Here is a 14,052-nt window from a genome sequence, read left to right as displayed (position 1 = left end):
ATCAGAGAGGGATGTTCCCGTGCTTCTTCGGTGGACGGCTATCCCGTTTGTTGAGTGTGTTCCGCAGTGCGAGCGAAATGACGGCCCGGCTTTCGGACGGCTCGATTACGTCGGTGATCATTGCCTTCTCGGCGGCTTGGTAAGGAGAGGCGAACTTGTCGCGGTATTCGGCGCGGAGTTCTTCTTCGCGGGCCTTCGGATCTTCGGCCTTTTCCAACTCCTTGCGGTAGAGCACCTTCACTGCGCCTTCCGCACCCATGACCGCGATTTCAGCGGTGGGCCAAGCGAAGACCTGGTCGGCGCCGAGGTCCGAGCTGCACATCGCGAGGTAGGCACCGCCATAGGCTTTCCGCATGATCAAGGTGATCTTCGGCACCGTCGAAGCCGCGTAGGCAAAGAGCAACTTCGCGCCGTGGCGGATAATGCCGCCGCGCTCTTGGGCAAGACCGGGCATGAAGCCGGGAACGTCGACCAAGTTGACGAGCGGGATGTTGTAAATGTTGCAGGTGCGGATGAAGCGGGCGCCTTTATCGGAAGAATCGATGTCGAGCGTTCCGGCTTTCACCATCGGCTGATTGGCGATGATGCCGACGACGATCCCGTCGATCCGGGCAAAGCAGGTGACGAGGCTTCGGGCGAAATCGGGCATGATTTCGAAGTAGTTAGCATCGTCGACGAGGCGCTGGATGACTTCGTGAACGTCGAACGGAGTCTTGGAGTCTCCGGGGACGAGGTCATTCATGCCGGGATCCTTGCCTTGGCTGACCTGTTCGGTCGGCTCGTGGGGAGGATCCTGCAAGTTGTTGGAGGGGAGGTAGCTGAGGAGCTCGCCTGCGAGGTCCATCGCGTGTCCGTCATCGTCGGCGATCAGGTGGATGTTTCCGCTGACCGAAGCGTGCGCTGCGGCGGTGGCGAATTGATCCAGCGAGGCCTTTTCCCCAGTAGCGGATTGGATCACTCCCGGTCCGCAGATGAACATGTTGGCGTTCTCGCGGGTCATGATCAGGAAGTCCGTCAGGGCTGGCGAATAAGCGGCGCCTCCGGCACAGGGGCCGGCGATGACGGCGACTTGCGGGACCACTCCAGAGAGATAGACGTTCTTGAAGAAGACTTTTCCGTAGCCGGAGAGGGAGTCGACTCCTTCCTGAATGCGGGCTCCGCCGGAATCGTTCACCCCGACCACGGGCATCCCGTTTTCGTGGGCGAATTCCATCAGGTCGCAGATTTTCTTGGCATGGATGCTTCCGAGTGCGCCTCCGCCAACGGTGAAGTCTTGGCTGTAAGCCGCTACGGGGCGACCATCGACGTAACCGGTGCCGGTGATGACACCGTCAGTCGGCAGCTCGACTTTCGCCATGCCGAAGTTGGTGCACTGGTGCGAAGCGTGCATGCTGAACTCCTGGAAGGTGCCGGGTTCGAAGAAGCGTTCCAGCCGCTCGCGAGCGGATAGAAGGCCCTTGGCCTTGCGTTTTTCCAGTTTCGCCTCTCCGCCGGCCTTGCGGGCCTTTTCGCGGCGATTCTTTAGTTCTTCAAGTAATTTAGGATCAATAGCCATGGTTGGGTGAGGGCAGTGGTTGTCCGATCGTGATCTCGTTCAGTCTTTCTCGAGGGTGAAATGTTGTGGTGTGGGAACTATTCCTTGGGCATGCAAAGTTCGGTGAGAACTCCGTGGGTGCTCTTGGGATGGAGGAAGGCTACCATCTTATTGGCGGCTCCTTCAAATGGTTCCTGATTGATGAGGCGAATTCCTTCGTCGGATGCCTTGGTCAGTTGCCCCTTGATGTCATCGGTCGCAAACGCTATATGATGGATTCCTTCTCCATTTTTATCGAGGAACTTGGCAATCGGGCTTTCCGGATTCGTCGGTTCCAAAAGTTCAATATGAACGTCTCCAGCTTCAAAAAAAGCAGTTTTTACTCCTTGGGACTCTACTTCTTCGGTTCCGTGGCAGTGGAGGCCAAGAGCCTTCTCATAGTAAGGGATCGTTTCCGCGAGGCTGCGGACTGCAATTCCGAGATGATCGATTTTTTGAATCATGATTTTTAGTAGGTTCGAATACGGTTTTAGGATTAGAGAATCTAAAGTCAAACTGTAATTTTGATAAAAAAAATTAATTGACCAAAAGCGTGATCTTGCCCTCTATTGCGTAAGTATAGCTTATTTATACCACAAGCCATGAGCGAAGAAACTAATACTACCAACGAGATGAAGACTCTTCTCGATGAGTTCCCACGCCCGTCCTATGCGGATTGGAAATCAGCCGCAGAGGCCCTCTTGAAAGGAGCACCATTCGAGAAGAAAATGCTCACTAAGACGGTGGAGGGGATTACCCTGCAGCCGATCTACCGCAAGGAGTCGGTCGAAGGTCTTCCGCACCTCGCCGATATGCCGGGAGCGGTCGCCAGTCCGCGCTCGTCCCAGTCGGCGGGTTATTTGGACGCTCCGTGGGATTCGGTTCAGGAAATTACCGCCGGAGATCCGGCCGAGTATAACAAGCAACTGCTCGACGCCCTGCAAAAGGGCCAGACGGGTGCCATGATCTCCCTCGATATGGCCACCTCGCTCCTGCATGACCCATCCGAAGCAGGAGAGGGCGAGGTCGGTGCCTGCGGTCTATCACTCGCTCAACTCGCCGACCTCAAGAAGGCTCTGGCAGGAGTGGTTTCCGAAGCGATTTCGATTCACTTCAAGCCCGGATGCGCGGTCGTCCCCATGGCTGCTTTTCTCGCCGCTTGGTGTGAAGAAAACGAAGTGGATCCGGTAAAGCTGCGCGGAGCCTTTCACGCCGACCCGATCGGACATTGGGTGGGGGCCGGCGCGCTGCCGATTCCTTACGACTCCATGATGGATCAGTTGAAGGCCGCCTTTGACCTTTTGGATGGCGTTCTGCCCAATTTCGGCCTCGTCGGCTGCTCGGGCATTCCCTTCCACATGGCCGGTGGATCTGCCGTGGACGAGCTCGCCTTGGTTTTGGCGGAGAGCGTCGAGTACATCCGCCAGCTCGGGAAGCGAGGAATCGCCGCCGCCGATGTGGCCAAGCGGACCGTTTTCACCTTCTCGCTGGGATCAAACTTCTTTATGGAGCTGGCGAAAATTCGTGCCGCCCGGATCGCTTGGGCCCGGATCCAGGAATCCTTTGGCATCGAAGAGCCAACTCCAATGCGCGCCACCGGACGCACCGGACGCTTCAACAAGACGACCTTCGACCCGTATGTAAACATGCTGCGGACGACGACCGAGTCGTTCTGTGGAGTTCTCGGCGGTCTCGAGGCTCTGACCATTGGCACTTTTGACGAGTGCGTTCGCGAGTCGGATGCCTTCGCGCAGAGAATCGCCCGCAACACCCACACCATTCTCGCCGAAGAGTGCGAATTGACCCGCGTGGTCGATCCGGCTGGCGGATCCTGGTATGTCGAATCTCTGACGGACGAAGTGGTGAAGGCGGCTTGGAGCCGATTCCAGGAAATTGAAGCCGAGGGCGGGATCGCCGAGGCCTTCCGCAAGGGGAAAGTCGCAGAGATGTGCGGCCAATCCCGGGCCGATCAGCAGAAACGCCTCAATCAGCGCCGCTTCTCTCTGATCGGGACGAACGTTTACGCCAACCTGACCGAGAAACTTCTCGACCCTCGACTGCCGGATTACCGCGGTCTGGTCGAAGAGCGCAGTGCCGCGGTCAAAGAGCACCCGGAACTGAAGGTGGACCTCGAAGATTCGGTTTCTCTCGTCGATGCCGCCCGCATGGGAGCCACCGTTGGGGATTTCCGCCGGGCTCTGCTTCCGGAAGTCGGCGTCTTTGAAGAAGTGCCGGCGCTCACCCATCATCGTCTCGCCGAAAACTTCGAATATCTTCGCAAGGGAGCGTTTGCTTTCGAGGAGAAGAACGGCACTCCGCCGAAACTCTACCTCGTCAACCTTGGACCACTGCGGAAGCACAAGATCCGGGCCGACTTCACCCGCGGTTTCTTTAGCTCGGGAGGATTCGACATCGAGTATCCCAACGGTTTTGACGATGCGGACGCCGCCGCCGAGGCCTTTGTCGCCTCCGGTTCACGGGTCGCCGTGATCTGCGGTGTCGACGATCAATACGCCGAGATGTTTGTTCCCTTTGCCAAAGCGCTGAAGCAAAAGGCTCCGGATTGCACCGTGGTTCTCGCCGGACATCCGGGAGACAAAGAGGCGTCGTTCCGTGAGGCCGGGATGGATACATTCATCTGGATCAAGAGTGACAACTACGAAACCAACCGGGAAATGCTTGAAAAAGCCGGAGTCGCCATCGGTGCAGCTTCGTAACACGCCGGGATCTACTCAGTAACAGAATCAATACTTTTAGGATAAAATCATGAACAATCCCGATTTTACTAAGATCGACGTCGGAACCCAGGCCCCCGAGCCTATGAGCCGGGAGGACTGGGAGAAATCCGTTCTCGAAGAAACGGGCCGCCCCGTCTCCGAATGGGTCTCCGATACCCTCGAAGGTTTTCCCGTGAATCCGCTGTATACCGAGGAGGATAGCGAAGACTACGAGCACCTCGACTTCACCGCCGGCTTGCCTCCGTATCTGCGTGGGCCTTACGCCACGATGTATGTCTTCCGCCCCTGGACGGTTCGTCAATACGCCGGGTTCTCCACCGCTGAGGAGTCGAACGCGTTCTACCGGCGGAATCTTGCCGCCGGGCAGAAGGGGCTATCGGTCGCCTTTGACCTCGCCACCCACCGCGGTTACGACAGTGACCACGAGCGCGTCGTTTCCGATGTCGGAAAGGCTGGGGTCGCCATCGACTCCATCCTCGATATGGAGGTCCTCTTTGATAGCATCCCGCTCGATCAGGTCTCCGTCTCGATGACCATGAACGGGGCCGTGATTCCGATTCTGGCCTTCTACATCGTCGCCGGTCTCGAGCAGGGCTGCGAATTGAATCAACTCTCCGGAACGATTCAGAACGACATCCTGAAGGAGTTCATGGTGCGGAATACCTACATCTATCCGCCCAAGCCCTCCATGCGGATCATCGGCGACATCTTCGAGTATACCTCGCAGAACATGCCGAAGTTTAACAGCATCTCGATCTCCGGTTACCACATGCAGGAAGCCGGGGCCACCGCCGACCTCGAAATGGGGTACACCCTGGCCGACGGATTGGAATATCTCCGCACGGGAACGGACGCCGGCCTCTCGGTCGACGCCTTTGCCCCGCGCCTTTCCTTCTTCTGGGCCATCGGAAAAGACTTCTTCATGGAAGTCGCGAAGATGCGCGCCGCCCGCATGCTCTGGGCCAAGATCGTCAACCAGTTTGGGCCGAAGAACCCGAAGAGCCTAGCGCTCCGCACGCACTCGCAGACCAGTGGTTGGTCGCTGACTGAGCAGGATCCGTTCAACAACGTCGTTCGCACCTGCATCGAAGCCATGGCCTCGGCCACCGGTCACACGCAGTCGCTCCACACCAACGCCCTGGACGAAGCGATCGCGCTGCCGACCGATTTCTCGGCCCGCATCGCCCGGAACACCCAGCTCTTCCTTCAGGAAGAAACCGGGATCTGTAACGTCATCGACCCATGGGGCGGATCCTACTACGTCGAAGCCTTGACTCATCAGCTGATGCACAAGGCCTGGGCCCACATCCAGGAATGTGAATCGCTCGGCGGTATGACGAAGGCGATTGAAGAGGGGATTCCGAAGCTGCGCATCGAAGAAGCGGCAGCCCGTCGTCAGGCTCGTATCGACTCCGGCAAGGAGACCATCGTCGGCTTGAACAAGTACCGCCTCGATAAGGAAGATCCGCTCGATATTCTCGACATCGACAACACCGCCGTCCGTCTCTCCCAGATCAAGCGCCTCGAGAAACTCCGGGCCGAGCGGGACGACACCGCGGTGAAGCAAGCGTTGGGGGCGATCTCCGACGCTGCCGAATCGGGCAAGGGCAACCTTCTCGAGCTCGCCGTCGAAGCCGCGAAGAAACGCGCATCCCTCGGGGAAATCTCCGACGCGATGGAAGGACATTTTGGTCGCTATCGGGCGCAAATTCGCTCGGTATCGGGAGTCTATGGCAGGGAATTCGGAAAGAGTGAGAAAGTGGACGAAGTAAACCAACTCGTAGAAAAATTTGAAAAGGCCGAAGGGCGCCGCCCGCGCATCATGGTCGCGAAAATGGGGCAGGACGGTCACGATCGTGGGGCCAAAGTGGTCTCCTCCGGTTACGCGGACCTCGGTTTCGACGTCGACATCGGGCCGCTCTTCCAAACTCCGGAGGAAACCGCCCGTCAGGCCGTGGAGAACGACTGTCACGTCGTCGCCATGAGCTCCCTCGCTGCTGGACACAAGACCCTCTTGCCCGCCCTCCGCGGTGAGCTCGAGAAGCTCGGTCGTCCGGACATCATGATCGTCTGCGGTGGGGTCATTCCCGCTCAGGATTACGATTTCCTCTACGAAAACGGTGCCGCCGCGATCTTCGGTCCCGGAACGGTCATCCCGGATTCGGCGAAGAAGATTCTCGAGCTGCTTCTTCAATGAGTGAAGGGGACTCCAAACCCGAATGGACACCCAAGGGCGCCGATCCGGCGTTCTTCACCACTACGGTGAGAAAGGGCAATTCCGAGCAGAAGGGAGGACGCCTGGGCAACAGCTTTGCCCGGTTGCGATCTAAGCTTCCGGATCCGGAATGGCTCATCGAGGGCGTTCTCGCGGGGGATCGCATGCGGCTTGCCCGCGCGATCACCCTCGTCGAGAGCAAGGCACCGGCCCACCTTGAAGTCGCCCGTGAGGTTTTGACTGCCTGCCTTCCCCACGCGGGGAAGGCTCGGCGGATCGGGATCTCCGGCGTGCCCGGTGCGGGGAAGAGTACCTTCATTGAAGCCTTCGGCCTGCGGGTGTGTGAACGGGGCGAGAAGATTGCCGTCCTCGCCGTCGATCCCTCCAGCTCCCGGAGCGGGGGGAGCGTCTTGGGCGACAAGACTCGGATGGAGCTGCTCAGTCGTCATCCGAACTCCTTCATCCGCCCATCGCCATCCGCCGGCACCCTCGGGGGAGTCGCCTCCCGCACGAAGGAGGCGATGATTCTCGTTGAGGCGGCAGGCTACGGAACCGTCCTCGTCGAAACCGTGGGGGTGGGGCAGAGCGAGATCGCCGTCCGCTCTCTCGTTGATTTCTTCCTCCTCCTACAGATTGCCGGTGCCGGAGACGAGCTTCAGGGCATCAAGAAGGGAGTCATCGAAATCGCCGACGCGATCGCCGTGAACAAAGCCGATGGCGACAACATTACCCGTGCCCGGTCCGCCCGGGGCGAATATGGACGCATCCTTCATTTCCTCGAGCCTTACACCGAAGGCTGGGAACCCAAGGCCATGACCTGCTCGGCCATTTCTGGCAAAGGACTCGAACGCATCGAGAACCTCATCACCGATTTCCTCGAGAAAACAAAAGCGAGTGGGGTGCACGAGAACGAACGCCGTCGGCAGAACGTCGAGTGGTTCCGCACCTTGCTCAAAGAAACGGTCCTCAACCGCTTCTTCGCCGATGAGGCCACCAAGACCCGCGTCGAAGACTTCGAAAAACAAGTCGCCGACGGAACCCTGCCCGTAAGCTCCGCCGTCGAATCCGCCATCCAGTAAAACCGGAGAGGAACGGCGAGAGCCGTTTCTTGGCGATTTCGAATCCATGGGAGAGGAACGGCGAGAGCCGTTTCTACGCATCGCCGAGGAAATTCAACCGCACCGGAATCGATCGCGAAGTCCCGACCACGGACCGCGGAATGAATTCCGCCCCGATGGAGCGGTATATCTAATGCGTCCTCCCATTGGAGAGGAACGGCGAGAGCCGTTTCTACGCATCGCCGAGGAAATTCAACTGCACCGGAATAGATCGCGAAGTCCCGACCACGGACCGCGGAATAGATTCCGCCCCGATGGAGCGGTATATCTAATGCGTCCTCCCATTGGAGAGGAACGGCGAGAGCCGTTTCTACGTATCCCCGAGGAAATTCAACCGCACCGGAATAGATCGCAAAGTCCCCACCAAGGACCGCGGAATTCATTCCGCCCCGATGGAGCGGTATATCTAATGCGTCCTCCCATTGGAGAGGAACGGCGAGAGCCGTTTCTACGCATCGCCGAGGAAATTCAACCGCACCACGGACCGCGGAATTGATTCCGCCCCGATGGAGCGGTATATCTAATGCGTCCTCCCATTGGAGAGGAACGGCGAGAGCCGTTTCTACGCATCCCCGAAGAATTCAAACGCACCGGAATCGATCCCGAAGTCCCGACCATGGACCGCGGAATTGATTCCGCCCCGATGGAGCGGTATATCTAATGCGTCCTCCCATTGGAGAGGAACGGCGAGAGCCGTTTCTACGCATCGCCGAGGAAATTCAACCGCACCGGAATAGATCCCGAAGTCCCGACCATGGACCGCGGAATTGATTCCGCCCCGATGGAGCGGTATATCTAATGCGTCCTCCCATTGGAGAGGAATGGCGAGAGCCGTTTCTACGCATCGCCGAAGAATTCAAACGAATCGGAATCGATCTCGAAGTCCCGACCACGGACCGCGGAATTGATTCCGCCCTGATGGAGCAGTATATCTAATGCGTCCTCCCATTGGAGAGGAACGGCGAGAGCCGTTTCTACGTATCCCCGAGGAAATTCAACCGCACCGGAATAGATCCCGAAGTCCCGACCACGGACCGCGGAATGAATTCCGCCCCGATGGAGCGGTATAGTCTCATGCGTCCTCCCATTGGAGAGGAACGGCGAGAGCCGTTTCTACGCATCGCCGAGGAAATTCAACCGCACCGGAATAGATCACGAAGTCCCGACCACGGACCGCAGAATGAATTCAGCGCTCCGAGAGAACGGAGGCGCCGCCGAACCCAGCCGGTTCGCAGTGGGAAGCGTGCGGATGAAACGTCTTGTACGCCTTGTGCGTGGATTCGGCTGGCACCCGCTCCCTCCCGGCAAATTGAGGAGTGGGGAACTGATTTTTTCAGAAGAACTGTAGCGGATCCGCGTCCTTCTTACGTTTGCAGATCCCGACCAAAGGGGAGGGGAGTTACAACGAATCCAGCGGACTCCTCACCCCGGCTCCCGGCTTCTGCATCACGTGCAGATAAATCTGGGTAGTCTCCACACTCTTGTGTCCGAGAAGATCCTGGACCGTCCGGATATCCGTGCCCGCTTCGAGCAGGTGCGTGGCGAAAGAATGCCGCAGGGTGTGACTGGTCACCCGCTTGTTCAGGCCGGCACGTTTTCCCGCAGCACTCACGGCCGCTTGGTAAACTCGATCCAAGACATGATGTCGACGGAGAACCCCCGACCGTGGATCCTTCGAGATTTCGCGACTCGGCCAAAGCCACTGCCAGCGCCAATCCCGCCCCGCACCGGAATGACGGCGCGCCAGCGCTTCCGGCAGATGTACGCCCGACAAGTCGCTTCTTTGCACATCGACATCAAAGATTTGTCGTACTGAAACCAAATGTTCGCGCAATTCATCCACCAGTTTCCCGGAGAGTGGCGCGACCCGATCCTTACCACCTTTCCCGCATCGAACGACCACTTGATGACGTTCGAGATCCAAATCCTGAATCCGCAAACGCATCAGCTCAGAAACCCGCAATCCTCCGGCATACTGCATACGCGCCATGAGAAGCTTCTCCCCCTCTAGCTCCGTGAAAAAACGCCGGGTCTCCTCTTTACTCATGACAACCGGTATCTTCTTCCGATTCTTCGCCCTCACAAAATCTCCAATATCTCCGAGCTCGAGACCAAAGACCTCTCTCGCCACAAAAACCAATGAATTGAGCGCTTGCTTTTGCGTCGAAGACGAGACGGCCCGTTTCATCGCCAGATAGTCCAGATAATCTTTCAGACCCTTGCCAGTCATCGAGAAGCCCTTTTTCGAAGAGTTGTATCGTAGAAAGTCGCGATACCACCGCATATAAGTTCGTTCCGTCTTCAATGCCATCCCTCGTCTGCGCATTAGCGCCAGAATCTTCTCTTCCTCTCCCGTTCTCGCTTCCTCGCGCTCGGCCGAGGCATCGTTTACCGAAAGCTCCTTGCTACCGAAACGGCCATAGCAATCAAAATGCCCCGCTTCCCGATGAGCCTGCCGGGGAAATCCCGCCTGACTTCCCCCATTCTGCCTTATGGCTCCCCGAAAAAACCAGCGCAAAGCCACCTTCCAGCGCTCTACCGCCCAATCCTGCGCGGATTTTTCCTCGGCCGCCCACCCGATAAACTCGCGGGCCGAATCAACCGTTGCTCCACAACTATTTTGGCGACACCAGCTCAGATACCACCGAATGGTTACCGCAAAACTCCTCCGATCCCGATCCGGTAAATCATCTTGGTCCAGAATTTCGGCCCACCGAGGAAAGTGCACGATTTTCGACATAGTATCATTATGTGAACTTTTGTTCACTATTTGGGCAAGGCAAAAGTTTTAGTTTCGCAATTTCCATATACCCCTTGAAACCAATCACAGTACAAAAATCCCTAAGCGAATATCCATCAGATTCTTATCGATATCTTTTCAGGATTCCCATAAATCAAGCGCCCCTAAATTCCGAAACTCCGAATCAAAGTTGGTTTTCAATTGACTGACAAGTTGCTCCGGAATTACGCTTCTTCCGGTTGAAAGGTCGGCGAATACCTGCCAAACAAACCAAACCCCGGAAAGCGATCTGATTTCATAACCCTATTCATAACCAACGCGTAATGAACCAACGATTATCCGATTTCCCAGCCAATCCCGCATGCGGGCTCCTCCTGGAAAAATCCGGAATATCCGAAACTGAGTTACGCAGATAACACTGTTCTGAAAATAAATTTTTACTCATAATAAACTAAAATAAAAGAATGGAAAATCCCCCAGAAATATTTTTACCAGAAAGGCTCCTAAAAACATTTTTCGACCGAAAACCCATTCGATTTAAAACGAGAAAAACCGAAGAATGGAAAAATGGGACACTCTCTATTACCCCATTCTCCAGAGGAGCTTGTTCTTCATCAATCATTGGTCTTAGCGACGAGAATCTATCTCACGGAGTTTTTGGTAGTGCTTGTCTGTATATCGATCACTCCATGATAGATAGCGTTTCGTGGGATGAAAAAAATAAAGTTTTTTACGCAGACTTTTCCAATACTTAGCCCATATTCCAATTTGGTCAGAACCACACGATGGGGGTAATCCAGAGTTAGTTCCAGCTTTTACTGGGACTTTTTGACTGGATACCCCATCTTTACGATCTACAAAAGAAATGAAATGAAGAAAACAAAATATCTCGCCCTAAGTCTCGTGCTTATTTTCTTTGCCTCGTGCAGCAAACCAACAATCGACACATCGAGCGGAATAGCTCTAGAAGATTCTGTGGATTTGGTCTCAGAATCCTTGCCCAAAAACGAACAAGATAATTTCGCAAGAGCTATCGTGTATATTTCAATACACAATTCAGACTACTTGGAACCAGCGTTCAAGCGGAAGGAAAAGCTTAACGGTATGAGTGGAACTCAGGTAATCGAGTATTATAAAGAGCTTAGGATAAAAGAAGAAAACGCAATCAACGGTATGAATGCCCTTCGATCCATAATTTCCGGCTGCTGGCAGTATTTTTTAGAGACTGGGAAGAGTGAGGTCACATTGAAAGAACTGCTAGATGAAGAAGCTTACGTTTCAGAAAATGCTACCAATTGGATTGAGCAGAATAATTACCCACTAGACACGAAATACACAGAGGATCAGAAAGAGCTGTTCTTTAAGCTCCCCAGCGGAGTTGAGCTTAAAATGGACTTCTAAAATGAGCCTGTGTGCCCTATTAGATCCCGTCCAGATTTGGTATGCTTTTTTAGGAGCCGCCCTTGGTTCTATTTTTGCTATAATTATTTCTTGGCGCATCCAAGTTTCTCATCGCAAAAAAGAAAGCCAATTAGCCAAGGAGGCATTGGTAGAACGATTAAAATTCAATAATGACAGGGCGTTGCAGATGATGGAAATTTTCGGCAAACATGGATGGCCGAATATGTCCTTCGATACTACAGGAATTATAATTTGGCTTAGTCGAGTTGCTGGAATTCTAGAGGGCCAACTGCTCCAAGATGTCAACTGGCATCGATATCAGTTAGACCATATAAATGATAAATTAACCATATACTGGAACGTCAAAACCACCCCTATTTCGGAGGGCCAAATGGTCCAAGAAAAAATTTGTCGGGAAGATATTGTTTCACATTTGGAAACAGTATCGAAAGACATATGCTCACTGCAAAAAAGAGTGCTGCAAGCAGAGATAAAATGGCGATAGATATCATCAGAAACTCAAATATAATCATCTTAAACCTCCTAGCCAAACGGGTGTAGATCCAGTCGGTGGTATCAATTCCGTTTTATCGCCGCCCTGCGGCGAATCACTACATGATACACCTTTACGTTCACTAAAAGAAGAATCAAACCACTCTACATGATCCATGTCTCCAAAGGAGTTTTTAGGCCTTACATTTGCATGAACCCCTGCCCCCAAAAGAAACTCGTCCCCCGTTCCGACCGTAACCCACAACATCGTATCGTCATCTAATATAATCCGAAGTGAATATTTATGTGGGTCGATCCCTATTTTTTTGATCGTTTTGCCCACTGCGTATTTGTAGTGTTTTATATCCATAATTATGAAAGAATCTAAAATAAATTATAATAGAAAAGATGGCTTCGGGAATTCTATCATCCCAGTTAAGGGGAAATATTCCTTTGTATTTATATGTCCAGAGTGTGGAGAAAATGATGTCGTTTCAGACTTTAATACACCTGACGAAGCAGAAAGTGAAATGGAGCGTCGAATATCAGAGCACAAAATGTATGACAATTGCACGTTTGATTGGGTTGGCTTTAATAGGAAATCCAAGGAGTGAACAAGGCGATTGAGATCAACAGATTTCGCTGCGCTCATCTGTGACTCATCTTGTCGTTCGGCAAGAAATGATGAATAGACTACACGCTCTTTCAGGCTCCCCATATGAAGACTCAATCGGATTCTCCAGAGCGATACGGGTCGGAAATGTCATATCCGTTTCTGGAACTGCTCCGATCAACCCTGATGGCTCAACCGCTCACCCAGGAGATCTTTACCTGCAGACCAAAACCTGCCTATTTATTATTGAAAAAGCTATATCGGAAATTGGAGCTACCTTGAAGGATATTAATAGAACTCGAATTTTTCTTAAAGACGTTACTCAGTGGGAGTTAGCAGCAAACGCACATGGCGAACTTTTTTCAGATATCAAGCCTGCATCGACGTTCGTAGAAGTTTCAAGATTTATACGAGAAGATTGGTTAGTTGAAATCGAGGCCGATTGCATACTCAACACCTAGGGCCGAACAAGTCGGTTGAACCAACTCGCTAACCGCTCGCGGCTCACCTCCCACGATGGAGAAAGTAAAGCCAGCTTGACTTGTGTTGCATATGCCACACATTGGGAGACATGAAAACAGCAGCTATTCACAGTCGCATCGATCCGGAGACGAAAGAAAAGGCGGAGACGATTCTCCATCGCCTTGGAATGAGCCCCACTGAGGCCATTCGTATGTTTTACACTCAGATCACCCTGCGAAATGGTCTTCCCTTTTCTGTGGAAATCCCGAATGAAGAAACAGAACAGGCTTTGGAAGACTCCCGATCGGGTCGCAATCTGGAGCGTTTCGAAAGTGCGGATGCTCTAATTGACAGCTGGAAGTGAATGAAGCCGGTCATCCAAACCAGCCAATTCAAGAAGGATATTAAGCGCCTGAAGAAAAGGGGAAAGGACCTCGAGAAGCTTGGTGATGTCGTTCGAATACTTGCCGCAGACGCGCCTCTCGAAGAAAAGCATCGCGATCATGCCTTGATCGGCAAGTGGGTGGGCTCCCGAGACTGCCACGTTGAGACTAACTGGATTCTGATTTATAGAAATGAACCTGATACACTCTTCTTGGAACGCTCTGGAAGCCACAGTGACCTCTTCAAAAAATAGCTCCATCCAGTCGATCGTATCAACTCCGTTTCGCTGCGCTACACTGCGTGATACACCTTTCCG

Annotated in this window: 16 protein-coding genes; 11 read left to right on the top strand and 5 right to left on the bottom strand. The window is 54.0% G+C overall.

What is annotated here, in order from left to right:
* Position 1: 1 nt before the first annotated feature.
* Together H5P30_RS18425 and mce are read right to left on the bottom strand one after the other, a co-directional pair.
* Positions 2 to 1,555, bottom strand: coding sequence for an acyl-CoA carboxylase subunit beta (locus H5P30_RS18425; protein ID WP_185694382.1), 1,554 nt, complete (start codon positions 1,553 to 1,555; stop codon positions 2 to 4).
* A 77-nt stretch (positions 1,556 to 1,632) separates the two neighbouring features.
* Positions 1,633 to 2,037, bottom strand: a complete 405-nt coding sequence (gene mce, locus H5P30_RS18420; protein ID WP_185694381.1) for a methylmalonyl-CoA epimerase — start codon at positions 2,035 to 2,037, stop codon at positions 1,633 to 1,635.
* A gap of 138 nt (positions 2,038 to 2,175) precedes the next feature.
* Between mce and H5P30_RS18415 the strand changes: the two genes are divergently transcribed.
* From H5P30_RS18415 to H5P30_RS18395, 5 genes are all read left to right on the top strand, one after another.
* A complete protein-coding gene (locus H5P30_RS18415; protein ID WP_185694380.1) occupies positions 2,176 to 4,290 on the top strand; it encodes a methylmalonyl-CoA mutase family protein in 2,115 nt (704 codons plus the stop codon).
* A gap of 49 nt (positions 4,291 to 4,339) precedes the next feature.
* The gene (gene scpA, locus H5P30_RS18410; RefSeq protein WP_221774405.1) at positions 4,340 to 6,508 is read left to right on the top strand and encodes a methylmalonyl-CoA mutase; all 2,169 of its coding nucleotides are present in this window, start codon (positions 4,340 to 4,342) and stop codon (positions 6,506 to 6,508) included.
* A complete protein-coding gene (gene meaB, locus H5P30_RS18405) occupies positions 6,505 to 7,605 on the top strand; it encodes a methylmalonyl Co-A mutase-associated GTPase MeaB (protein WP_185694379.1) in 1,101 nt (366 codons plus the stop codon). Before scpA ends, meaB begins: the two co-directional genes overlap by 4 nt.
* A gap of 562 nt (positions 7,606 to 8,167) precedes the next feature.
* On the top strand, positions 8,168 to 8,305 hold the full coding sequence (locus H5P30_RS18400; RefSeq protein WP_185694378.1) for a hypothetical protein: 138 nt from the start codon (positions 8,168 to 8,170) through the stop codon (positions 8,303 to 8,305).
* A 137-nt stretch (positions 8,306 to 8,442) separates the two neighbouring features.
* Positions 8,443 to 8,580, top strand: a complete 138-nt coding sequence (locus tag H5P30_RS18395; protein ID WP_185694377.1) for a hypothetical protein — start codon at positions 8,443 to 8,445, stop codon at positions 8,578 to 8,580.
* A 463-nt stretch (positions 8,581 to 9,043) separates the two neighbouring features.
* On the opposite strand, the gene H5P30_RS18390 is transcribed toward H5P30_RS18395, so the two are convergent.
* Positions 9,044 to 10,384 (bottom strand): integron integrase, encoded by a 1,341-nt coding sequence (locus tag H5P30_RS18390; protein WP_185694376.1) that lies wholly within the window; start codon positions 10,382 to 10,384, stop codon positions 9,044 to 9,046.
* A 464-nt stretch (positions 10,385 to 10,848) separates the two neighbouring features.
* On the opposite strand from H5P30_RS18390, the gene H5P30_RS18385 reads away from it, so the two are divergent.
* The 3 genes from H5P30_RS18385 to H5P30_RS18375 all read left to right on the top strand — a co-directional run bounded on the left by H5P30_RS18385 (position 10,849) and on the right by H5P30_RS18375 (position 12,290).
* Positions 10,849 to 11,139, top strand: a complete 291-nt coding sequence (locus H5P30_RS18385; RefSeq protein WP_185694375.1) for a hypothetical protein — start codon at positions 10,849 to 10,851, stop codon at positions 11,137 to 11,139.
* Positions 11,140 to 11,254: 115 nt separating this feature from the next.
* Positions 11,255 to 11,785 carry a DUF6694 family lipoprotein gene (locus H5P30_RS18380; RefSeq protein WP_185694374.1) on the top strand — a complete coding sequence of 177 codons (531 nt, stop codon included), beginning with the start codon at positions 11,255 to 11,257 and terminating at the stop codon, positions 11,783 to 11,785.
* Between the two features lies 1 nt (position 11,786).
* Positions 11,787 to 12,290 carry a hypothetical protein gene (locus tag H5P30_RS18375; RefSeq protein WP_185694373.1) on the top strand — a complete coding sequence of 168 codons (504 nt, stop codon included), beginning with the start codon at positions 11,787 to 11,789 and terminating at the stop codon, positions 12,288 to 12,290.
* A 24-nt stretch (positions 12,291 to 12,314) separates the two neighbouring features.
* Here the strand turns inward: H5P30_RS18375 and H5P30_RS18370 are convergent, their stop codons facing one another.
* Positions 12,315 to 12,647: a hypothetical protein gene (locus H5P30_RS18370; RefSeq protein ID WP_185694372.1), complete on the bottom strand. Its 333-nt coding sequence runs from the start codon at positions 12,645 to 12,647 to the stop codon at positions 12,315 to 12,317.
* Positions 12,648 to 12,651: 4 nt separating this feature from the next.
* On the opposite strand from H5P30_RS18370, the gene H5P30_RS18365 reads away from it, so the two are divergent.
* The 3 genes from H5P30_RS18365 to H5P30_RS18355 all read left to right on the top strand — a co-directional run bounded on the left by H5P30_RS18365 (position 12,652) and on the right by H5P30_RS18355 (position 13,716).
* Positions 12,652 to 12,891: a hypothetical protein gene (locus H5P30_RS18365; RefSeq protein ID WP_185694371.1), complete on the top strand. Its 240-nt coding sequence runs from the start codon at positions 12,652 to 12,654 to the stop codon at positions 12,889 to 12,891.
* A gap of 70 nt (positions 12,892 to 12,961) precedes the next feature.
* Positions 12,962 to 13,351, top strand: coding sequence for a RidA family protein (locus tag H5P30_RS18360; protein ID WP_221774404.1), 390 nt, complete (start codon positions 12,962 to 12,964; stop codon positions 13,349 to 13,351).
* A 110-nt stretch (positions 13,352 to 13,461) separates the two neighbouring features.
* Positions 13,462 to 13,716, top strand: coding sequence for a type II toxin-antitoxin system RelB/DinJ family antitoxin (locus H5P30_RS18355; protein ID WP_185691314.1), 255 nt, complete (start codon positions 13,462 to 13,464; stop codon positions 13,714 to 13,716).
* Here the strand turns inward: H5P30_RS18355 and H5P30_RS22780 are convergent.
* The coding region (locus H5P30_RS22780) for a hypothetical protein (RefSeq protein WP_425504939.1) at positions 13,696 to 14,052 on the bottom strand (357 nt) is incomplete at its 5' end. The two genes, H5P30_RS18355 and H5P30_RS22780, sit on opposite strands and share 21 nt — an antisense overlap.

The sequence above is a fragment of the Puniceicoccus vermicola genome (assembly GCF_014230055.1).
GTDB lineage: Bacteria > Verrucomicrobiota > Verrucomicrobiia > Opitutales > Puniceicoccaceae > Puniceicoccus > Puniceicoccus vermicola.
This window is presented reverse-complemented; position numbering and strand designations above follow the sequence as displayed.

What these genes read in the sequence shown, in the direction of transcription:
- H5P30_RS18425 (WP_185694382.1), bottom strand. Translation starts at nt 1,555, where the DNA reads ATGGCTATTGATCCTAAATTACTTGAAGAACTAAAGAATCGCCGCGAA.
- mce (WP_185694381.1), bottom strand. Translation starts at nt 2,037, where the DNA reads ATGATTCAAAAAATCGATCATCTCGGAATTGCAGTCCGCAGCCTCGCG.
- H5P30_RS18415 (WP_185694380.1), top strand. Translation starts at nt 2,176, where the DNA reads ATGAGCGAAGAAACTAATACTACCAACGAGATGAAGACTCTTCTCGAT.
- scpA (WP_221774405.1), top strand. Translation starts at nt 4,340, where the DNA reads ATGAACAATCCCGATTTTACTAAGATCGACGTCGGAACCCAGGCCCCC.
- meaB (WP_185694379.1), top strand. Translation starts at nt 6,505, where the DNA reads ATGAGTGAAGGGGACTCCAAACCCGAATGGACACCCAAGGGCGCCGAT.
- H5P30_RS18400 (WP_185694378.1), top strand. Translation starts at nt 8,168, where the DNA reads ATGCGTCCTCCCATTGGAGAGGAACGGCGAGAGCCGTTTCTACGCATC.
- H5P30_RS18395 (WP_185694377.1), top strand. Translation starts at nt 8,443, where the DNA reads ATGCGTCCTCCCATTGGAGAGGAATGGCGAGAGCCGTTTCTACGCATC.
- H5P30_RS18390 (WP_185694376.1), bottom strand. Translation starts at nt 10,384, where the DNA reads ATGTCGAAAATCGTGCACTTTCCTCGGTGGGCCGAAATTCTGGACCAA.
- H5P30_RS18385 (WP_185694375.1), top strand. Translation starts at nt 10,849, where the DNA reads ATGGAAAATCCCCCAGAAATATTTTTACCAGAAAGGCTCCTAAAAACA.
- H5P30_RS18380 (WP_185694374.1), top strand. Translation starts at nt 11,255, where the DNA reads ATGAAGAAAACAAAATATCTCGCCCTAAGTCTCGTGCTTATTTTCTTT.
- H5P30_RS18375 (WP_185694373.1), top strand. Translation starts at nt 11,787, where the DNA reads ATGAGCCTGTGTGCCCTATTAGATCCCGTCCAGATTTGGTATGCTTTT.
- H5P30_RS18370 (WP_185694372.1), bottom strand. Translation starts at nt 12,647, where the DNA reads ATGGATATAAAACACTACAAATACGCAGTGGGCAAAACGATCAAAAAA.
- H5P30_RS18365 (WP_185694371.1), top strand. Translation starts at nt 12,652, where the DNA reads ATGAAAGAATCTAAAATAAATTATAATAGAAAAGATGGCTTCGGGAAT.
- H5P30_RS18360 (WP_221774404.1), top strand. Translation starts at nt 12,962, where the DNA reads ATGAATAGACTACACGCTCTTTCAGGCTCCCCATATGAAGACTCAATC.
- H5P30_RS18355 (WP_185691314.1), top strand. Translation starts at nt 13,462, where the DNA reads ATGAAAACAGCAGCTATTCACAGTCGCATCGATCCGGAGACGAAAGAA.